General features: G+C 38.6%; 18 protein-coding genes. All 18 read right to left on the bottom strand.

Going from position 1 to position 20,863, the window contains the following annotated elements; translation table 11 throughout:
- Positions 1-7: 7 nt before the first annotated feature.
- Entirely contained in the window at positions 8-1,048 is a 1,041-nt protein-coding gene (locus tag AAEY94_RS09640) for a glycosyltransferase family 4 protein (protein ID WP_350978626.1), read from the bottom strand.
- Positions 1,032-2,297 (bottom strand): hypothetical protein, encoded by a 1,266-nt coding sequence (locus AAEY94_RS09645; protein WP_350978628.1) that lies wholly within the window; start codon positions 2,295-2,297, stop codon positions 1,032-1,034. Before AAEY94_RS09645 ends, AAEY94_RS09640 begins: the two co-directional genes overlap by 17 nt.
- Positions 2,281-3,168: a glycosyltransferase family 2 protein gene (locus AAEY94_RS09650; RefSeq protein WP_350978630.1), complete on the bottom strand. Its 888-nt coding sequence runs from the start codon at positions 3,166-3,168 to the stop codon at positions 2,281-2,283. Before AAEY94_RS09650 ends, AAEY94_RS09645 begins: the two co-directional genes overlap by 17 nt.
- Positions 3,155-3,751 carry an acyltransferase gene (locus tag AAEY94_RS09655; RefSeq protein ID WP_350978631.1) on the bottom strand — a complete coding sequence of 199 codons (597 nt, stop codon included), beginning with the start codon at positions 3,749-3,751 and terminating at the stop codon, positions 3,155-3,157. The genes AAEY94_RS09650 and AAEY94_RS09655 overlap by 14 nt, the downstream gene beginning before the upstream one ends.
- The gene (locus AAEY94_RS09660) at positions 3,744-4,337 is read right to left on the bottom strand and encodes a CatB-related O-acetyltransferase (protein ID WP_350978633.1); all 594 of its coding nucleotides are present in this window, start codon (positions 4,335-4,337) and stop codon (positions 3,744-3,746) included. Before AAEY94_RS09660 ends, AAEY94_RS09655 begins: the two co-directional genes overlap by 8 nt.
- Positions 4,315-5,790 (bottom strand): lipopolysaccharide biosynthesis protein, encoded by a 1,476-nt coding sequence (locus AAEY94_RS09665; RefSeq protein ID WP_350978634.1) that lies wholly within the window; start codon positions 5,788-5,790, stop codon positions 4,315-4,317. Before AAEY94_RS09665 ends, AAEY94_RS09660 begins: the two co-directional genes overlap by 23 nt.
- Complete coding sequence (locus AAEY94_RS09670) at positions 5,790-6,617, bottom strand: NAD-dependent epimerase/dehydratase family protein (protein WP_350978636.1); 828 nt, start codon at positions 6,615-6,617, stop codon at positions 5,790-5,792. Before AAEY94_RS09670 ends, AAEY94_RS09665 begins: the two co-directional genes overlap by 1 nt.
- Positions 6,618-7,175, bottom strand: coding sequence for a dTDP-4-dehydrorhamnose 3,5-epimerase (gene rfbC, locus AAEY94_RS09675; protein WP_350978638.1), 558 nt, complete (start codon positions 7,173-7,175; stop codon positions 6,618-6,620). It abuts the gene before it with no gap.
- A 19-nt stretch (positions 7,176-7,194) separates the two neighbouring features.
- The gene (gene rfbA / locus AAEY94_RS09680; RefSeq protein WP_101086424.1) at positions 7,195-8,058 is read right to left on the bottom strand and encodes a glucose-1-phosphate thymidylyltransferase RfbA; all 864 of its coding nucleotides are present in this window, start codon (positions 8,056-8,058) and stop codon (positions 7,195-7,197) included.
- Between the two features lie 130 nt (positions 8,059-8,188).
- Positions 8,189-9,265, bottom strand: coding sequence for a dTDP-glucose 4,6-dehydratase (gene rfbB, locus AAEY94_RS09685; RefSeq protein ID WP_101086423.1), 1,077 nt, complete (start codon positions 9,263-9,265; stop codon positions 8,189-8,191).
- Between the two features lie 35 nt (positions 9,266-9,300).
- Positions 9,301-10,239: an exopolysaccharide biosynthesis polyprenyl glycosylphosphotransferase gene (locus AAEY94_RS09690; RefSeq protein WP_101086422.1), complete on the bottom strand. Its 939-nt coding sequence runs from the start codon at positions 10,237-10,239 to the stop codon at positions 9,301-9,303.
- A 43-nt stretch (positions 10,240-10,282) separates the two neighbouring features.
- The gene (locus tag AAEY94_RS09695; protein ID WP_350978641.1) at positions 10,283-11,251 is read right to left on the bottom strand and encodes a Wzz/FepE/Etk N-terminal domain-containing protein; all 969 of its coding nucleotides are present in this window, start codon (positions 11,249-11,251) and stop codon (positions 10,283-10,285) included.
- Between the two features lie 74 nt (positions 11,252-11,325).
- Positions 11,326-14,073: an SLBB domain-containing protein gene (locus AAEY94_RS09700; protein ID WP_101086420.1), complete on the bottom strand. Its 2,748-nt coding sequence runs from the start codon at positions 14,071-14,073 to the stop codon at positions 11,326-11,328.
- A gap of 462 nt (positions 14,074-14,535) precedes the next feature.
- Positions 14,536-15,045, bottom strand: coding sequence for a transcription/translation regulatory transformer protein RfaH (gene rfaH / locus AAEY94_RS09705; protein ID WP_350978642.1), 510 nt, complete (start codon positions 15,043-15,045; stop codon positions 14,536-14,538).
- Between the two features lie 652 nt (positions 15,046-15,697).
- Complete coding sequence (locus tag AAEY94_RS09710) at positions 15,698-16,255, bottom strand: DUF4136 domain-containing protein (RefSeq protein WP_350978644.1); 558 nt, start codon at positions 16,253-16,255, stop codon at positions 15,698-15,700.
- Positions 16,256-16,453: 198 nt separating this feature from the next.
- Positions 16,454-18,202: a sugar phosphorylase gene (locus AAEY94_RS09715; RefSeq protein WP_350978646.1), complete on the bottom strand. Its 1,749-nt coding sequence runs from the start codon at positions 18,200-18,202 to the stop codon at positions 16,454-16,456.
- A 27-nt stretch (positions 18,203-18,229) separates the two neighbouring features.
- The gene (locus AAEY94_RS09720; RefSeq protein ID WP_350978648.1) at positions 18,230-19,450 is read right to left on the bottom strand and encodes a glycosyltransferase family protein; all 1,221 of its coding nucleotides are present in this window, start codon (positions 19,448-19,450) and stop codon (positions 18,230-18,232) included.
- 1 nt (position 19,451) lies between these two features.
- Positions 19,452-20,312 (bottom strand): HAD-IIB family hydrolase, encoded by an 861-nt coding sequence (locus AAEY94_RS09725; protein WP_157822787.1) that lies wholly within the window; start codon positions 20,310-20,312, stop codon positions 19,452-19,454.
- Positions 20,313-20,863: the final 551 nt, after the last annotated feature.

A 20,863-nucleotide genomic window follows, 5' to 3' on the forward strand; every position in this document is an offset into this window, starting at 1 on the left:
TATTCCTTTACAAAGATATTGCATCAAGTTCTTGATAAACAGCGAGAGTATCTTGGTAACATTTTTCCCATGAAAAACGACTCGCTTGTTGAAATCCTTTTTGAATAATATAACTGCGTATTTGTTGATTATGTAATGTGGTAAATGCTTGGTTGAAGCTTGCTACGTCAGCTTGTTGAGTGAGTATGGCAGCAGAGCCTGCGACTTCTGGAATAGAAGACACGTTTACCGCGATTACCGGACAACCTGAGCGCATGGCTTCTATAACTGGGATGCCAAAACCTTCATAGCTAGAGGGATAAAATAAGCAATGGGCGCGATTGTAAAGTTCGTTTAGCTGTTCATCAGTTAGGCGTCCCAACCATTCGTATCGGCCAGGTATTGTCGCTTCAAGCAACTGGAGTTCTTCATCAGAAAGTTTACCACCACCGACAATTGATAGGGTTAAGTCTGGTTGATGCTTTAATGTTTGTACTGCTAACGTGAAGTTTTTGTACCATCCGCGGGCACCGATAAACACCACTTCATTCGTTTGTTCTGTGGTATCGAGCGGGTAGTAGTCAGATGACACACCATTGTACACCACTCGAATTTTACTTGGATCGATAGGGCAAAATTTCATTAAATCATCGGCAGTATTTTGCGATACGCAAATCACTAAATGACTATTACGAATCGCTCTAAATTTTTGCCAAGAATGCATCCATTTAGCAGGACCTTTACGGTACAGCTCGTAGGTAAAGTCATGCACTGTCGTCACCGTTTTCACTTTTTGTTTGGCTAAACGGTAATGAGTAGAGTGAAAAACAGTATCGTTAGTGACTTGTTGCAGGTTTACGTCTCGCCATCTTTCTTGCCACTTTGGGGCTTGAAAATTCACTTGGGTATTTTCGCCAAACAGTGGGATATGACCTTGCTCGTCTTTAAATCGAATATAGTTAAGATCGATGTTGTTGTTTTGCATAAAAGAAAGTATTTGCGCAAAGTAAACGGTACAACCACCGTTGTCTTGTAAGTTTTCGATAATACCATCAACAATCAGTTTCATTTTTTTCCAACTTAATTTTTGCTTTTTGTACAGTGAAATAAAAAACACTGACTAGAAATAGATACATTAGAGGGCTGAAATAGCCGACACCACGAATAAAAAACTCGAGAAAACTGGCTAAAAAAATGGCATAAAAAAATACATCCATTTTGGAAACAGATGCATTGCTTCTTAGTGTTAAAAATACTTTTAGATAAAATATTAAGTAACCACATAGAAATACGATTCCGAATATACCAAACTCGCCGACAAGTTTAGGCGCTGTTGCGCCACCATCAAATTGATTAATACTGAAGCCAAGCAATGCATAAAGCTTGTCGGACACCGACCCATAAACAGTGGTTACACCAAACTGTTGAAAACCACCACCTAGGTAGGATTGAGTTGTTAATGTCTCTATTGCATTTTGCCAACCTTGAAATAATACCAGTACAGATAAGTTGTCGTTATCACCTGAAAGAACCAGTCGATCGGTAAAATAACTTAGGCTATCGATACCCAGTAAAGTGACTAGCGCACCAACAAATAACGTAAATAATAGTGCTGCAAATACTAAATTTTGGCGGGTAGAAATCGTAAACGCTAATACCACCCCCATCAACAGAGTTAAATTTTGAATATACCCAGCCCAACTTGCCACAATAAGCAGTAGTAATAACGCTTTATTTCGAGAAAGAGTGAGACAAAAATAGATTAAAAATGGAGTGACTACTAAGGCAAAATGTGACGGTTCGAGAAACAAAAATGTTGGCTTAGCTAGCCCTGTACTAAAAAAATCTATTTTTGTTAAACTCATTAACCCATTTAATAACAATAAAATGCCACAAATATTAACCACACTGTAAAAGTGATAGGTATTTGAGTTATTTTTTAAATATAAAGCGGCTAAAAAAGCAGATAACACCACGATAAATAAACAGGCAAAGCTGAAAATAAATCGTTTAGCATCCACTTCGACTAGCATTGGTAATTGTTGGTTTACAAAGAATAAGTGCACAAAAACAAAAAAACAGCATGACACTATAATGAGTAAAGCAAAGATAACACTTTGGTCGAGTTTTACCGTTCTGTGTAAATAAAAATGAATACCTAAGAAAAAAGAAATACACAAAGAAGCAACGACAATTCCTAATGTAAACGATGATTGTTTTAACAAAATCATTGTTAAAGAAGGGGAAAACAATATCATTGAGACAGCGAAAAACATCAATAATGTTTGCGGAGTATTACGATTACATTTTGAAACCATCCGCCATCCCTTTTTTTATCGCCCGACTAATTTCAGGGGTGGCTGATAAAAGTCTAATACCACGCGTGGATACAGTGTAAAGCAAACTAATGTACTTTCTTATGCCACTAATGTTTTTACGGATAAAGTAAATTCTATTTCGTGCTAGGTGATAGGCGCCAAAGTAGGATAAGTCACCGCCGGTTGAACTGCCCACTTTATGGTAAATAACCACATTTGGCAGTAGTTCTACTTTGTATCCAGCTTGGTTACAACGAAATAAGAAATCAGTGTCGTCGTAGTATGCAAAGTACTTTTCATCCATACGCCCTACTCTGCGGAGTAATGCAGCCGTAACCATTAAGAAACAGGTGGGTGCGTAGTCGTACGATGCGCGTTGTATGCTATTAGGAATGTATTCATCATCTATACAGTGATGAGGGGCAACAGCTTTAATTGTGTCTATGTATCCGCCAGCGTACCAGATTTTTTTTGCTGGATAGTTGAGAATAACAGGGCTACACATATTGAGTGCATCTGAGTTCATGCTGTTGACCAGAGTGGACAGCACATTTTCATCTTTAAAAATTAGGTCATTGTTAATAAACAATACCAGATCGCAGTTGTCATCTAATGCGGCATCTATACCCTGATTATTACCGGCTGCGACCCCCACGTTATCGCCTTTATTATCGATAAAGGTAACAGGGATTTGATAACGTTCAGCTAGTTCTCGCGATTTAGCTAACGGTTCAGGAATGGTACTATTGTCAATAATATATATCTGATAGTGTTTATAATTCTGGCAGGATAAGCTAACAAAAAAGTCGTCTAATACGTCTGGTGAGTTAAATAAAACGGTGACTAGACCCAGTTTTTTATGTTGATTCATGGTTAACTTTTTTCCAAGACTGGCTTTCATGACAATAACGTTTGATTATTCTGGCAGGAGCACCTGCGACTACACAGTAATCTGGTACATCTTTTGTGACGACAGAGTTTGCTGCAACGACTGAATTTTTACCGACACTAGCACCAATAATGCATACATTCTCACCAATCCAAGCTCCTGATTTAATAAGCACATCACGATGGTATTTAACAGGTTGATGGATTATCGGTAATGATATTGATTCGAAGTCGTGTAAATTATCTGAAATATAAACTTTATCAGCAACTAAAACGGCATCTTCAATTATGACTTTTCTTACAGAAACAATATGAACATAATGACCAATATAACAATCATTTGAGATGACTAACTGCGGATCATTATCATCAATTTTAAGCGCTAGTAACCAAGCATCAGGCATAAATGATGTTCTACAACCTAAATCAATATACTTTGCACCTTGAATATTTCTAGGCTTATAGATAGTCGTTTTTTTACCAAATGACTTAAAATCGCGTTGAAATAGAATGTTCCATAATAATAAGTAAATACGACGATTTACTTTATAAATAAACTCATACATGTGAATCATCAGCCTTGGATAAATATTCATTCAAGCTAGTATCATCGAGTTCCCACCATGGAATATTAGTCACTTCTGGCTGAGTTCGATACTTAATTATTTTTGCCGGTACTCCAGCGACTATAGCGTAATCATCAATATTCTTAGTAACGATAGAACCCGCCGCAATAACAGCGCCATTCCCTACAACGACACCATCCAAAATGATTGCATTTAAACCAATCCAGACATCGTTACCTATAGTGACGGTTTCTGATTCGATAAAAGGTTTTGATCTTGAAAAATGTCTATAAGGAAAAATAGTTTTACTAGAGAAAGTTGATGGATGTGTAGAGACCCAATCAAGCGGGTGTAATCCGATGCCAATTTTAACGCCATCGGCAATAGAACAATAACTACCAATTATTGCATTACTGACAGTTCCCTTACCGGCAAAGTAAGTGTATTTTCCGATTGATGAATTGGATATATCTATTTTTTTAAAAAGGATTGTTTTATCCGCAAAAACAGAATTTTTATTTAATCTTTTATAGTAATTAGACTTTATTACGACTAAGTAATCTCTAATCAATTGCTTTAGTTTCATTAACAATACCTTTAACTTTCGCAAAATATTTACTCAGATAGAACCCAGTAGCAATAAATACAGCAACCTGTGCTAATTGCAAATAAATACGATATGCATCACTTACAGAATCAAAGGAAAAAATAGAGATTACAGCTACTGAAGGTATTACCAGAAATGACAAGGATATAATTAAACCACTTTTATCTAAAATGGTTTCTTTTGAGTATTTTAATGTATAGACAAGCATAATCGTAATAGCTGAGATTATGGTTGAATATGCTACACCGATTGCACCAAATTCTTTGACTAGAATAATTGAAAGAATGAAATTTAACAGGCCTTCGAAAACAGGAAAGTGGGCAATTTTTAGTTGCTGAGCATTGGCAACTAACTTCATACCGTAAGGTGCAATAACCATTCGAATGGCAAATGCGACTAATAAATAATTGAAGTAGTTATTAGCTAATGCGCCATTACTGTCGCCAACCCAAAGCTGAAGTATCGGTAAGGAGATATAGCTAGAAAGGTTAACACCTAGGAATATCGTCAACGCAAAAATCATTGATAACGATATCACCAGTTCATCAACCCCCTTTTTGTTACCAGCTTCGTTTAACTTTACTATAGGTTGAATGATTGGATTTACAATAGCACCTAACAAACCAACTATGGCATTCACCATGGTCATCGCGAGGACAAAATAAGCTAGATTATCGAAGTCGTAAATAGAAACAACAAAGATACCTATTCCGGATATTAGAAACTGCGCCACATTCCAAATCGTTAACCCACCAAAGAACTTTACTAGTTCGTCGATTTTACCTTGCAAACCAATTGAAAAATGATGTTTTTCAAAAGAACTAAACTGTTTGTACATAAATAAATAGGAAACAATATTAATCACGAAGTAGCCAGACGCTATAGCAATTAAGCCATAGTCAGCTAGAGATACAACTACGATACCAATAAAAACTCTAGAGATAAGGTTAATATTTGCCGTGACATGGTTTTTCTCAATTCCAATGAAGTAACCAATGAATACCGTCGCAAAAATACCGAGAGTAAATGAGCCAAAAACTAACAAGAATGCGATTTTAGACTCGAAAACTATCTCATTTGGAATGTTTGCGAATATCGATTCAAAGTTAACCAGAACAACAGCGAGTACGAGTAGGAAAAAGATAAAAATATAGAGAATAATATTGAAGTAGTTGTTAATAACTCGATTTAATCCTAGCTCATCATTGTTAAACTTGAACTGAGATGTGAAGCGGCCTATGGTTATTTGTCCTGCCACTCCAAAAATACTAACTGCAATTCCAGCTTGAAGACAAATAGACCAAACTGAAAACTCATCCAAACTTAATATGTTTATCAAAAATGGTGATATTACTATGCCTAAAATAACATTTGAAAAACCATTGATGATGTTAGCTAAAGAGTTTTTTATTAAACGATTAAATCCGCTCATTAATTGGTACTTAACACTTTTTTAAACTCGGTAATCATGTCTTTTAAATCAACTAACACATTATTAGGCGTAAAGTTTGTAATCAATTGGTTTATTGTGGTTATGTCTGTTGTTGGAAAAGACTCATTAGGAAAGTCAATTTCATGCCAGATAATTTCGCATTGTGTATGCTCTTGTAGCACATCAGCAATTTGCTTTGCCGTTATGTTATAACCTGCTGCTACATTAATGGTTTGATTATGGCATAGTTCATTTGATGCTATCTCAATACAGCTAGAGGCAACATCTTTTACTGACACGTAATCTTTAGCGTAATCCTTAGCAATATACATATCGACTTTGCCGTGGTTAATCGCATTACGGGTAATAGCGGGTAGAAATAGCGGACTATTTAACGCCACGCCATAAACATTACTTGGTCTAACGATGCAGACATTACGACCGCTTTTAAGGCATAACTCTTCTGCAACTAGTTTAGTTAAATTAAATAGACGACGGTTATCATCGACGCATACCGTTAGGTTTGCTTGTTCATTAGCTGATGCTTGATTCATGTATACCCGAGTTGAAGACACATAAATTAAACGCTCAAACTTTGCATGTTGCAGTAATTGGGCGAGTAAACTGACATTGGCTTCTAATACAGAGAAAGGGGTATTTTTACAGTCGCCATTTCCGGCACAATATAAAACAATCCCCAGTTCGCGCTCTAACAGACTCGTGTCGTCTCTTGCTGGCACGAAAGTACTATGGCCTTGAGCTTGAAGTTGACTGACGATTTCTGAACCAATGAAACCACGGCCGCCAAAAACAGTATAAAGTGCCATTTATTGTCCCCACCCGTTAATCAGTTTGTCTTTAATTGCCTCTAACGTAGGCTGAATACTGTCTTTATCCGATAATAATGGCTTGCTTAATGGCCATTGTATTTGCAAGCTTGGGTCATTCCACAATAAGCCACTTTCGTCTGATGGGTCATAGTAATCGGTGCATTTATATTGGAAGTCTGCAGTATCGCTCAGTACACAAAAGCCATGAGCAAACCCTGGAGGCACATAAAACTGTAACTTATTTTGTCCGGTTAATATTATCGCTTCATGTTGTCCGAATGTTTCAGAGCCTGGGCGTAAATCAACCGCAACATCAAAGACTTCACCGTCTGTTACCGTGACTAATTTTCCTTGAGGTTTCGTTTTTTGAAAATGCAAACCTCTTAAAACACCTTGGCTTGAGCGTGAACGGTTATCTTGGACAAAGTCAGCATCTATTCCCGCAGCTTTGTAACGTTCAGCTTGAAATGTTTCATAGAAGAAACCTCTATCGTCACCAAATACTTTGGGTTCAATAATTAACAAATCTTTAATTTTTGTTTTAATAATATTCATATTGGTTTCTTTTTTGAAATTATTTTGTGATGTTCAATAAATATTGACCATAACCGGTTTTAGCTAAGGTTTGCGCAATGTCGCGTACTTGCTGTTTTGTTAACCAGCCCTGTAATAAGGCTATTTCTTCTAAACAAGCAATTTTGAAACCTTGTCTTTTTTCAACCGTCTGAACAAATTGTGACGCTTCTAACAATGAGTCATGAGTCCCTGTGTCTAACCATGCAAAACCCCGTCCTAATTGCTCAACGTTTAGGTTACCTTGCTCTAAATACGCTTGATTAACACAGGTGATTTCAAGCTCACCGCGTACAGATGGTTTAACATTTTTAGCAATATTGACAACAGAATTATTGTAAAAATAAAGTCCTGTAACAGCCCAGTTTGATTTAGGTGTTGTTGGCTTTTCTTCTATTGATAACGCTTTAAAGTTTTCATCGAACTCAACCACACCGAAACGTTCTGGATCCATGACTTGGTAACCAAATACCGTTGCTCCAGATAGGTTTTGAACTGCATGCTTTAATTGTTTACCAAATGCTTGACCAAAGAAGATATTGTCGCCCAATGCTAAGCAGACATCGTCTGAACCAATGAATGATTCGCCGATAATAAATGCTTGAGCAAGGCCATCTGGTGATGGTTGAACTTCATAAGTTAGGTTAATGCCAAACTGGCTGCCATCACCTAATAAACGGATGAATCCATCTTGTTCTTCTGGCGTAGTAATGATGAGGATTTGGTTAATTCCCGCCAACATTAATACCGACAATGGGTAGTAAATCATCGGTTTGTCATAAATAGGCAGTAATTGCTTTGATACGCCTTTTGTTATTGGATGTAGTCTTGTACCTGAACCACCGGCTAAAATAATGCCTTTCATAAAACCTCGAATACAGATTACGGTATATGCTAAACCGAATCATAAAATAATAATGTCACCCACTAGCTTAACTGCATATTGCTGTAACCTATGCGTTAATACCTAGTCGTTAATACCTAGTTGTTAATACCTAGTCGTTAATACCTAAACGCTCACGTTGGTAACTGCCATCTTGCACGTGCTGGCACCATAACTGATTATCTAAGTACCATTGAATGGTTTTGCGTAAGCCAGTTTCGAATGTTTCGACTGGTGTCCAGTTGAGTTCTTTACTCATTTTGCTGGCATCAATGGCATAGCGTCGGTCGTGACCTGGTCGGTCGGTAACATAAGTAATTTGGTCGGCATAAGGGTCATTTTTAGGCACTAAAACATCTAAAATTGTACATATCGTTTGCACAACTTCGAGGTTTTGTTTTTCGTTATGTCCGCCTATATTATAGGTCTCGCCGACTTTACCTTCTGTTACCACTTTGTAAAGTGCACGCGCATGATCTTCTACATATAACCAATCACGAATTTGGTCACCTTTGCCATAAATTGGCAACGACTTACCTTCTAGTGCATTTAAAATAACGAGTGGGATGAGTTTTTCAGGAAAATGGTAAGGACCATAGTTATTAGAACAATTAGTGATCACTGTTGGTAATCCATAAGTGCGTAACCAAGCTCGAACAAGATGATCGCTTGATGCTTTTGATGCTGAATATGGGCTGCTTGGTGCGTAAGCTGTAGTTTCAGTAAACAAAGGTAAATGAGTTGTTGCTGAAACTTCATCTGGATGAGGGAGATCACCATACACTTCATCGGTAGAAATATGATGAAAACGAAAAGCCAATTTAGCTTCTGGCGTAAGTGTATTCCAATATTCGCGAGTGGCCTCAAGTAAGGTATATGTACCGACAATATTGGTTTGGATAAAATCAGACGGGCCGGTAATTGAACGATCAACATGGCTTTCTGCCGCTAGATGCATGACAGCATCTGGTTGATAAGTAGCAAAAACACGTTTTAACTCTGCATGATCGCAAATATCCACTTGCTCAAAATGGTAACGAGAGTTGTCGTTAATGGTTGCTAGCGATTCGAGGTTACCTGCATAAGTGAGTTTATCGACATTGATGACACTGTCTGGAGTGTTAGCGATGATGTGACGAACAACTGCAGAGCCAATAAACCCTGCACCACCTGTAATAAGAATTTTCACAATATGTCTCTTTTATCTATTTACCAAATCGAAAACTATCTGCCCATTCCAAAGAGAACCACTTTTATGGTTCGGAATAAAATCTTGATATCTAACCTGGTACTATGGTGTTTTATATAAAAAATATCGTATTTATGTTTCCAGACTGCATCTTCAATAGAGTCGCCATATGGATAGCGCACTTGTGCTAAGCCAGTAACGCCGGGCTTAACTGCATGACGAAAACGATAGTATGGAATTTCTTTCTCGAGTGTATTGATGAAAAATTCTCTTTCTGGACGTGGGCCAACTATCGACATTTCACCTTTGAGAATATTTAATATTTGCGGTAGTTCATCAATGCGCGTTTTACGAATAAATTGACCTACTTTAGTCACTCTGGCGTCATTTTTAGAAGCCCATTTTGCACCTGAGCTTTCTGCATCATTTCGCATTGATCTAAATTTGATCACTTCAAATTCGATATTGTATTGGCCGGTGCGTTTTTGTTTATAAAACACATTGCCTGGACTTTCTAACTTTATGGCTATGGCCGTTAAAAGTGCGATGGGCAATGCCACAATTAAAAGTAATAATGCCGCGACAACATCCACTATTCTTTTTGCTAATTGAGTGCGCTTTGTAGACAAAATTGAAAAAGCTTTTTGGTGCAGAAAGTAGCTGCTATGTAACAGGCGTACTTCTGTATAGCCTAACCGTCCATCTAAATAACTGACAAGCGGTTCAACCCATGCACCTAACTCTGTTGCGACAACCAGAAAGTTTCGCTGCTCTTTGGTTAAGCTGGATGCCTGATAATGACAGATCACTTTTTTGCTGAAGTCTGTAATAGTGAAATCATTGATTATCATATCAAATGAAAAATCGTCGATTATTTGACCTATCGTAATCTCTAATTCGACAGGACAGTAAACATAGATAACCTTCTGTGTTAGAGCCTGACGTCTAGATTTAAATCTGTTTGTTATTAGCATAAATTTGGATACTTCAATTTAATAAGGACTAAATCGCTAAGATTTATTTTTTGAAAAAATAACGAATAATGCTGATAAACAACCCTAGAAAAATACCAGAAAAAACACCTAATAATACAATTAATCCTCTTTTAGGTTTAGCTTTTTCTTGTGTTACTTGCGCTGGGTCAATCGTTTTAAAGACATATTCATTACGAACTTCAGCAAACATAATGGTTTTTGCTTGTTCTTCAACTAGTTTATATAGAATTGAGCGAATATCGGCAACATTGGTTTGTTCGATTTGCTTTTTTAGGAAAGCAATACTGCGCTCAGCTTCATTAACATCACGGTTTTTCATGTCTGCGTTTATGTCAGCAATTAACCATGTTACCCATTTTTGTGCAACGATTGGCGAAACATGCTCGATTGATAATGATGTCATTCCAGTGTCTTTGGATGTTGAAACTATCATCTTAGCCACAAATTCTTTGTATGCTTCTTGTAATGACGGTTTGGCTGCAAATGGTCCAGAGACATCACGAGTCCATGAGTTACTGGCAACGTCGTAATCATCTGAATCATAATTCAACTCTTTACTATTATAGTCCCATGATTTAGCTGCCATCACATCGGCTAGAATATCGTGCTTTTCAATAAAGTTTTGAATAAAAAAACGTGAGGTTAGCACCTCTATTGCCAGTTTACTTTTATCACTACTTCCAGAATTACCTAAATTGATACCAGCCATGCTAGCCAAACCACCAAATTGACCAGCCAAAGCAGCTAAACCACCGCTACCTTGCTCTGCTTCTGCTGGTGCCAACAATGCATCAGAACGATAAATATTAGGTTGATATAGAGCAAAAATAACTGCTGCAACGGACAAGAATAGAGTTGTGACTGCAATTAACCATTTATCTTTCCATAATGATTTTACTAGCAAGCGAAAGTCAATTGCATCATTTTCTGTTGCTGCAAACGCTTGCTGTTCTGGCTTATAAACATCGTCATATATGTTTAGTTTGTTCATATTATTATCTTTATCTTTTTATTCATTCGAGAGATTCAGTATAAAGCTATTTTTACATACTAGACTGAACGAGATTACAGACCTGAAATTGCGGCAAATGCTACAGCTGAGTTGTAGATAATCTGCGAAACTTGTGACCAGAGAGTTAAGTTATCTTTGTATTCAGTGTCTAAAGGAATGATAACCGTGTCGCCAGCCGAGATTTGAGAGTCGGAACTAAACCAGATGCTCTTTGTTGGCATCATCACTGAACCATTGGCTTTTATAACATAAATTCGGTCTTCGTCTCCGCGCTCTCTAGAGCCACCAGACAGTTGTAAATATTCTTCTAACGTTAAGCCTTCTTTAAATCTATGCGTTGAAGGATGCTGAACCTCACCCATTACTGCAACTGTTTGCTTGGTCGTTGGAACATACAATACGTCACTGTCTTCAAGTTGAAGATCGGCTTCTGGGATACCTAATTTAATTGCATTTAAATCAACAACCAAACGACCTACCGCTTTTATGTTTTCCAAATCAGTTAACATTAACTGTACTTCTGAATAACTACTGGCTAAACCGTCTTTTGATACACCACGAGTCGCAATGTCTCTGCGAAGTTGATCGGCTAACTTCTTAATTTCGAGCTGCTCTTGTAAACGAACGGATTCACGAACAAATACTGACGCTGAAGGATATGCAAATTCAGTAAACCCACCTGCTCTAGCAATCACGTCTGATAGCCTTTCACCACGTCTGATGTTATATGTACCTGGAAACTTAACTTCACCTTTGATTTCAATAACTTTTCTTTCTTGCCACTCTGGAGTCGTCAGAATAGTGACCATATCACGACCTTTTAGCTCGAGATTGTCTTCTTGACTGCCATTAATTGCTGCATGAAGGTTAATGGTTTTATGGATAATATCCGATACTATTGACGTAGTATGTGTGCGTGTTAGTTCTGCTCGCTCAATGTAGGCACCTTCTAACAACCCACCAGCGGCTTTAAGCAAGTCGGTTACGTTAGCGTTATTTGTTAAAGGATAAACACCTGGATGGCGAATTTTACCTGCTATAGCGACAATTCTTATGCCTTGTTGTGCGTTACCCTGAAGAGTCAGTTTGGTTACGATAGGATATAATAACTCTTTTCGCGACATCACATTACTGAGCTTGATTAAGTCGCGGTCTTCAAAAAGATTTGATAGCATTTTGGCGACTTCGCTACTGACTAGCGACTGTTCTTCAGATTCTTTTTCACTTAAGACAACGCCCGCAATTTCGTTGGTATATTTTTTTGCTACTGAATTGTCTAATGTTTCGAACCCTACTTTGAAAAGATCTGCATCCAGTAATGAATCACCTTTCAATGCTTCAACTTTATTCACTCGTTTCTTTACTAACGAGTTTAATTCAAAGCGATTTTGAGTATCGTCATTAAAATTAAATATCATCACTTTATCACGAGGCTGTAAAGCCAGGTTTTGTACAGAATTAGGAGAAGTAATGGCTTCACCAGGGGCAAACTGTAACGTCTCGATATCGCCGTGCTTATTTATTTCTCGAATGATTAAGCCATAATCTAAATCAGCAGATATGAGTAAATCCCCCCAAATTGATGGCATAAGATCGCTAATACGCTGTTGCTTCCATTGATATTTACCAGGGCGAACCACTGCACCAACTACCGTAATGGCATCTTCGTACTGATTAGAGGCATTTTTAACTCGAATGTAATCGCCAGCTTTAGCTAAAGTGTTGTTACCTTTGGCAGAAGTTAAATCGACATTAACTATGGTTTTTAATCCATTAGTATTATAGCGCTCAATACTGCTATTTTTCGGATAGGCACCTTGTTTAATACCAGCAGCCATATTGATAACATCCGCAATGGTTTCGTTCTTTTTCAGTTCATAAATAGCTGGGCGCTGTACTTCACCAGCAACACTGACTAAACCACCGATTGATGGGATGAATACCACGTCACCAGAACGGAGATTAATGTCTCCAGAAGCATCACCACGAAGTAATAAATCATATAAGTCGAATGAGCCAATAAGCTTACCACTACGCTTAACTTGCACGTTACGAAGACTACCAATTTCATTTACTCCACCAGCAACGAATAACGCCTGAGTGATGGTTGATAAACTTGATACGGTATATGAGCCTGGTTTGTAGGCATCACCAGCGATGAAAATGCGAATTGAACGTAATTCACCCATGGTGATATTTGATTCAATGCCAATCATTTGCTGCTTTATGCGCTTAGACAGTTCTTGACGTAAATCGGAAAAGCTTAATCCGGCAACAGATACAGGGCCTAAATCAGGAATTTGTACTGTACCATCACGATTAATGGTTAAACTGTATTCGTTGCTTTCTTTGCCGTATAACTGAACTTTAATAACATCACCAGGACCGACCATATAATCACTTGGTACAGGAACATCTGTTACTGGTGCAAAAGTTGTTGGTTCACCTTCAAACATTTCGTAACCGAAACGTTTTAGTGCGTCTTTGTCACTGTCTTCTTTAAAATCAAATTCATTCTTTTTATTTTTTTCTGTGTATTGATCTTTATCTTCTTTGTTGCCTTTATCATCACGGGGTTCAACTACGTTAGGATTAGTAACGTTAACAGAATTATTAGAGCTACCTGAAATCATTGATGGATCGATACCATACTGACGGGCGATTCGTTCCTGTTCTGCTTTAGGTAATTGTTTAAACTGTTCAAGCATCTGCGGTGTAGGTGTAACAGCATTTGCTTGTGTTGTTAAAATAATAAGGGCTGATAAGCCAGCTATTAACACGTTTTTGGTTTTATGTAACACCAGGTATCTCCAATATTATTTTTTTAATTAAAATGGTTCTAGGAACTCGCAGGCTCGCCAGAGGACGGACTTCGTCCTACTAGTGTTGCTGCGCTACTAGGGACAGCTTTGCTGTTAAGATTTTATAGCATCTAGCAGCGAAGCGCTCTCGCATCTAGATTTTTGATTATCGATTTTAAGACACGCTACCGCCCATGGATTACGGCTTCCAACATGCCCTTCGCTGTGCGAAATATATCTTTATCGCCGATATAATCTAAATAATCGGCGCGAAATTATACCTAAACGATAACTTTAATGTTGTAAGTAAATTGTTTTTTACTTACCTACAAATAGCAAAGTAGATAAAAACATTAATATTGGTTCTTTTTACCAATCAATTGGTTAAATAACAACCAAAGTTAAATATGTGAATAGACAATATCCTACAAGATCTAGGGCGGAAGTCTTAACATACTACTATTATTCTGTTTTGCTACCAGAAACAGGCGTTAGATTCGTCAACTCAACTAAAATCCTTTTCTGTTGCCCCATGATGTTAAATAACACATGGCAACGTTTATCTGGATTATTCTCGTCGAATATTGCTTCAAGGTCTTTAAACGGTCCATCGACAAATTTGACTTTATCGCCTTTGCCTAACGGTTTTACCTCTTCTGGTACATAACCTTCAACACGTCTTTTAAGCGCTGAAATAATTCTGTCGTCAATGGGAGTCATATCTTCTCGGCAGCCAACAATACGATTAGCACCACGTGTATTGTGGATTTTGCTGACGCTGGTGATAAGAGGATCAAAATAGATAAACAGGTAGCTAGGGAAAAGTGGTGCCGTAACCATTTGTGGTTTATTGCGGACCATTTTTTGCTGGGTTATCACAGGTAAATAACTCTCGACTTCTTGTAAAGCCAAATTTTGCTGTGCACGTACTTCATGACGTGGTTTGCAATACAGTAAATACCAAGATTTCATTATTACTCGCTTGTTTAGATTTGCTCATCAGTTTGAGCAAGTGACATCCCATTCACGACTTGGGATATTAACAAAATTACTTACTTATTTGAATGTGTTTTTGAGCCTTAATGCCTATAAATACAGCGTTTAAATCATTGTCTGGTTTTATATTAAGCAATAACACCATCATTTATTATCTACATTCAGAAGTAACTAATTGATTTATCATTCTACATTGACTTAACACTTTTAGCGCACAGCACTCGGTTAATTTTGCTTTATGTATAATAAAAAGTGCTTAGTAATGTCAATCTGCTTACGTTGGCGGTTACCAAATGCAAACGCACAGTCTCAAAATCCGTTGATATTTTGTATACCTAAACAGATTTAACAACTAATTGACTGTCTTTTATCATGTTATTTTGCTTCCAGTTATGACAATCCAAATCTGACTTGACCGATTATTAAATTACTTACTCCATCGATACATTATTGATCGACTATCGATCGATAATTTATAAATTCTGTTTGATGTTAGTCATTAATGTCAGTTTAAGGCGCTATAGATATAGATATAGATATAGATATAGATATAGCTATTGCTAGCCTACAAAAAAAGAAAGCCTCGATAAACGAGGCTTTCATTAGATATTTTATGTTGACGTAAAGGTTACTTATTCGGCTTGGGTGGATAATTCATCATTACAGTACCAATTGCTTGATTGATAGTGTTAATTCTCTCTTCTGGAGTGCTTTGTTCACGCACGGTATCGGCCACTGTACCACGCCAAATTAACTTACCGGTTTTGTTATCAACTAAGTCGACCATTAATGTGCCAACATCATATTCACGCACAGTCGTTTCACTATGAATACTGCCGCCAAATCCCCAACGAGGGCCGTAATATGGGTTATAGCCGAAGTTACTGTTAAAGGTGTCGATATTGATTTTTTTATCAACTTTGGTGATGTAGTTAACTAATAAATCGGCATTTTGTTTGTCGGCTTTGCTGATGCCTTTTTGGCTTAATTGAGTTTCGACAGCAGCACGAACACGTTGGTCCATGAGTCCGTCTAAATGATAGCCTGCATCTTCATTTTTTTTCTCTACCCATGAATAGGTTTTATATTGTTCAAATGATACCGATGGATCGAAGTCTGAAGTAGATTTCAAGGTGCTACATGCGCTCAATGCTAATACTGCCGCAGCGATAAATAAGGTTTTCATACAGGCTCCAAAAACAAGATGTTAATTCTTATTAGCTTATAGAGAGCAAAGGCGTTGTCAAGTTAACAAGGTTTCATAACAAATGATAACAAACGGAAATAGTGTTAAAGAGCGATGACATGCAAAATCGATAACGAACGGTATAAGCGGAATAACGATGGCAAGCGAGACCCGCTTGTCATCTATTACCATCGCCTGTCACCGCTCTTTTACATTGCTGATCCACACTGTTTGGTACGGTTGCAGTGACATTGTTTGGGTGATGTCTTCTATTGGTTGTCCGCTTAATAGATCAACCCAGTTTTCCGCAATAATAAGATTCAGTTCGTTAATGGGGAGATCGGTGATTTGATCCGAGACGTTACTGATACAGAAGATACTTTGTTTACGATTACGACTTTGACGCCAAAAACCAAATAGCTGTAACCCTAGATGTAAGGTGAATTGAGTGGCATTGGGATGAAATGCAATTTGCTGAGTACGAATATTGATTAAATTGGTCAGCTCGGTTAGCACTTGGCTATGATCGCTGTTGGCATCATTTAATTGTTCCGTTAGTTGATTGAGATCCCAACGATGACGGTTAATGGCCCGATTATGGGAGGTATTGGCCAGTTTTTCATAGTCGTTGCGGGTTCCCAGTAAACTGTGAATATAAATACCTGGAATTCCTTCAAGCGCTAACATGATGGTATGAGCACACACAAAACGTTGCATTCCCCATAGATCTTTACCTTTAGTGGTTCCTTGTAACGCATCAAACAAGGCTATGTTCATTTCGTAAGGTTTTTGCAGGCCATCTTCTGTGGTTCTTGATGAAATTTGGCCACCGAACTGCTTCATGGTGTCGACCAGAGTTTCAATCTCAGCTTCATCGAGTAAGCCCTCTGCCGGGCGTAAACCAATGCCATCGTGAGAAGCAATAAAATTAAAGTAAGTTGTGCCGTCTTGTGCGGGCGGCATACTCATAAGCCAGCGCTTTAAGTATAAGCAACTGCCGGTAATCAGGCTGTTGATCAACAAAGGCGGCAACGAGAAGTTATATATGCAATGTGCCTCGTTTGCATTACCAAAATAAGTTAAGTTTTGGGTGTTGGGAATGTTAGTTTCGGTAATGATAATGGCATCTTGTTGGGCGTGTTCAATTAATGTCCGCAATAAACGTACAACTTCATGGGTTTGCGGTAAGTTAATTGATTTATTACCGACTATTTTCCATAAAAAAGCCACCGCATCGAGGCGAAAAATACTCACACCCGCATCTAAATATTGACGAATGATGCGGACAAACTCGATTAATACTTGTGGATTACGAAAATCAAAATCAACTTGATCATGACTAAAGGTACACCACACATGCTGAGTTCCGTTAGGTGTCTCTGTGGGTCTTAATAGTGCTGACGTTCTTGGCCGAACCACCGCACTTAAGTCATCATTTGGATTGGCAGTAAAGAAATAGTCATGGCCTACACCCTCACCTTTACAGAAATTATCAAACCATAAGCTTCGACTAGAACAATGATTAATCACTAAATCTGACATCAATCGTCGTTTACTGGCGATTGCACTGATGTCTGCCCACGAACCGAGGCCTTCGTTAACACTTGAATAGTCGATAACCGAGAAACCATCGTCTGAACTGTAAGGGAAAAACGGTAAAATATGCACAGCATTGATGCAACTTAAATAGCTGTCGATAAATTGTGCCAGCGTGGTGAGTGGCCGCTCCCCTTGTTGGATCACACTGTCACCATAAGTGATCATAATAATGTCTTTTTCAGACCAATGATTTACAAAGGGTTCGGGCACTTGGCAATACTCGGTGATACGCATGATATCGATGAGCTGATCAGCCAATGCTGGCACACTTATGCCAATGTCGACATCGTTGTAAATACAGCTAAGTTGTTGCTGCAGCTTTTGCTGTAATCCATCCATTACTGACATATGGTGTCCTCTTGGTCGATTTTGATATTAGCTAAACTCGGCATTATCGGCTTCAACTGCAGCTTTAAGCTGTTCAAGCACGTCGGGCATGGCACTCACGACTCGGCTCCATGTTGGCATAAACGGGGTTTCCATTGGATTATCTAAAAAGCGTTGCCCTGCCGTGACAATATTTTGGGCAAACATTTCAACCGCTTTTTCTTCTAAATGTATATCGGTGGTTAAGCCATTCATTAATGCATCATTGTGATAGGTTTCGACATAATCGAGGGCAATACGGTAATACGTTGCCTTAAGGGTTCGAAACGATTCGGTGCTAAAAGTATTACCTTGAGTGGCTAATTTTCGGAAAAATGCTTTGGTGATATCAATCGACATTTTAGACAAGCCCGCTTCTTCATTATCCAATGATAAGTCTTGATGTTTATGATCGTAATTGTCGGCAATATCGACCTGACAAATGCGATTATGGGCATAATTACGCTGCATTTCTGATAACACCCCAATTTCTAAGCCCCAGTCACTTGGAATACGTAGGTCGTTGAGCACGTCTCGTCTAAATGAAAACTCACCCGCTAATGGATAACGAAAACTGTCCATGTATTCTAAATATTCGTTATAACCAACCACTTTTTTAAGCGCTTTAATTAACGGTGTAACTAATAGACGTGACACTCGACCATTAATTTGCCCATTAGACACACGTGCATAATACCCTTTGCTAAATTCATAGTTAAACTGTGGATTAGCGACCGGATAAAGCAGTCTAGCGAGTAATGATTTTTCATAGGTCACGATGTCACAATCATGCAATGCAACCGATTCTGTTTTGCCTGAAGCCAAAATATAGCCCATGCAGTACCAGACATTTCGACCTTTACCCAGCTCTTTAGGGGCTAAACCTAACGCTTGCAGCTTTGCATCCAGCGCTTGTAAGCGCGGGCCGTCATTCCATAGTATTCGGTGGTGCTGCGGTAACTCACCAAAAAAGCTTAGCGCGTGTTTGTACTGCTTCAGATCGGCCCTATCTAATCCAACTACAATTTCGGATAAATACGGCACCTGTTTTAATTTACTGACAATATCTTTAAGTGCGGCGCCTTCTAGCTCTGAATACAGAGATGGCAAAATTAATCCTAACGGACGCGTTTTTGAAAACTTGATTAAGTCTTGCTCAAGCTCTTCATGGGTACGTCGGGTTAAATTATGCATTGTGGTGACAATGCCATTTTGATAAAAGTCGGCCATGTTACGCCCCTCCAAATGGTAGTTGGTTTAGCTGCGATTCAGCCGATGAAGACAATAGAGTTTGCTTAATGCATTCGGCCCAACCTTTAGGGCCGCACTCACTGCTTTGAATACTTTGTTTTTGGGTCGTTAATATGGGAAATGGATGAACAGGTGACTTAATTTGTATTGCAAGATCAGCGGCTTCGAGCATGGCATTATCATTACCACTGTCGCCGAGTGCAATGGTAGTCACTGGAGCGCTATATTGCTTGGAATAGATATCGGCTAACCATTTCATTGCCTTGCCTTTATCGCTATCTCCGCCCACATGTAGAAAGCGTCCCCCCTGCAGGGTATGTGCACCAACGCTTGTCATCAACTCAATAAAGGCTTGTTTATTAGCTTCATTGCCTTGCCAAAGTACTGGCTCGGCATAATGCCTAATCAAAGCCAATTTGGCATTATCGGGTGACAAATCGGTTATCTCACATAACTCTTCAACTGATAAAGATGAAAAACCAATAAAGTCATCGTTAAATGCTTGTGCATGTTGGTTTAACAATTCAAGCCAGTATTGTCGCGGCTGACAAAACTCTTTTATCCAATAATATCCTTGGGTAAATGTCCCTTCAGGCTGTTGGTCAAAGTACCCAATTGGAATATAAACGACTGCACCATTTTCAGATATAAACGGTGAGTTAAACCCGATGGTTTGTTGTAGCTTCACCATTTCAGCAAAGGTTTTACTGGTATTAGCGATAATAGGAATATGGCGTTCATTCAATGCTTCAATCACTTCAATTGCATGACTAAAACTATAGTCAAAATGGTCCAGTAAAGTGCCATCGATGTCGGTAAAGATAAGTGGTCGTGTTGTCATATCGTATCCCTTTTCAATCATTGAATGCTGACTATCAAGAACGGTTATCTAGCGGTATAAACGGTGACGAGCGATAACGAGCTTAAAGCCTAGAAGCTAATTCGCTGCGCGGCTAGATTCTATAAAAGCTGAAAGCCAACGTTCACCCGTTTCCACACAATCCGCTTGTTATCGCCCTCACTTGTTATCGTCTGTCATCACTAAATTCGTAAGCACAGCATTCGCTTGTTATCGCTCGTCATAGTTCTATCAGTAAGCGCAGCGTTCGCTTGTTATCGCTCGTCATAGTTCTATCAGTAAGCGCAACGTCCGCTAGTTATCGTCTGTCATAGCTCTACCAGTAAGCGCAGCGTTCGCTTGTTATCACCTGTCATAGCTCTATCAGTAAGCGCTACGTCCGCTCGTTATCGTCTGTCATAGCTCTATCAGTAAGCGCAACGTTCGCTTGTTATCGCCTGTCATAGCTCCATCAGTAAGCACAACGTTCGCTTGTTATCACCTGTCATAGCTCTACCAGTAAGCGCAGCATTCGCTCGTTATCGCTTGTTATC

The organism is Shewanella sp. AC34-MNA-CIBAN-0136 (assembly GCF_040309945.1).
In the GTDB taxonomy this organism is placed as follows: Bacteria; Pseudomonadota; Gammaproteobacteria; order Enterobacterales; family Shewanellaceae; genus Shewanella.

What these genes read in the sequence shown, in the direction of transcription:
- AAEY94_RS09660 (WP_350978633.1), bottom strand. Translation starts at nt 4,337, where the DNA reads ATGAAACTAAAGCAATTGATTAGAGATTACTTAGTCGTAATAAAGTCT.
- AAEY94_RS09695 (WP_350978641.1), bottom strand. Translation starts at nt 11,251, where the DNA reads ATGAACAAACTAAACATATATGACGATGTTTATAAGCCAGAACAGCAA.
- AAEY94_RS09670 (WP_350978636.1), bottom strand. Translation starts at nt 6,617, where the DNA reads ATGGCACTTTATACTGTTTTTGGCGGCCGTGGTTTCATTGGTTCAGAA.
- AAEY94_RS09720 (WP_350978648.1), bottom strand. Translation starts at nt 19,450, where the DNA reads ATGGCCGACTTTTATCAAAATGGCATTGTCACCACAATGCATAATTTA.
- rfaH (WP_350978642.1), bottom strand. Translation starts at nt 15,045, where the DNA reads ATGAAATCTTGGTATTTACTGTATTGCAAACCACGTCATGAAGTACGT.
- AAEY94_RS09710 (WP_350978644.1), bottom strand. Translation starts at nt 16,255, where the DNA reads ATGAAAACCTTATTTATCGCTGCGGCAGTATTAGCATTGAGCGCATGT.
- AAEY94_RS09725 (WP_157822787.1), bottom strand. Translation starts at nt 20,312, where the DNA reads ATGACAACACGACCACTTATCTTTACCGACATCGATGGCACTTTACTG.
- AAEY94_RS09715 (WP_350978646.1), bottom strand. Translation starts at nt 18,202, where the DNA reads ATGTCAGTAATGGATGGATTACAGCAAAAGCTGCAGCAACAACTTAGC.
- AAEY94_RS09690 (WP_101086422.1), bottom strand. Translation starts at nt 10,239, where the DNA reads ATGCTAATAACAAACAGATTTAAATCTAGACGTCAGGCTCTAACACAG.
- AAEY94_RS09645 (WP_350978628.1), bottom strand. Translation starts at nt 2,297, where the DNA reads ATGGTTTCAAAATGTAATCGTAATACTCCGCAAACATTATTGATGTTT.
- AAEY94_RS09640 (WP_350978626.1), bottom strand. Translation starts at nt 1,048, where the DNA reads ATGAAACTGATTGTTGATGGTATTATCGAAAACTTACAAGACAACGGT.
- rfbC (WP_350978638.1), bottom strand. Translation starts at nt 7,175, where the DNA reads ATGAATATTATTAAAACAAAAATTAAAGATTTGTTAATTATTGAACCC.
- AAEY94_RS09655 (WP_350978631.1), bottom strand. Translation starts at nt 3,751, where the DNA reads ATGTATGAGTTTATTTATAAAGTAAATCGTCGTATTTACTTATTATTA.
- AAEY94_RS09665 (WP_350978634.1), bottom strand. Translation starts at nt 5,790, where the DNA reads ATGAGCGGATTTAATCGTTTAATAAAAAACTCTTTAGCTAACATCATC.
- rfbA (WP_101086424.1), bottom strand. Translation starts at nt 8,058, where the DNA reads ATGAAAGGCATTATTTTAGCCGGTGGTTCAGGTACAAGACTACATCCA.
- AAEY94_RS09650 (WP_350978630.1), bottom strand. Translation starts at nt 3,168, where the DNA reads ATGAATCAACATAAAAAACTGGGTCTAGTCACCGTTTTATTTAACTCA.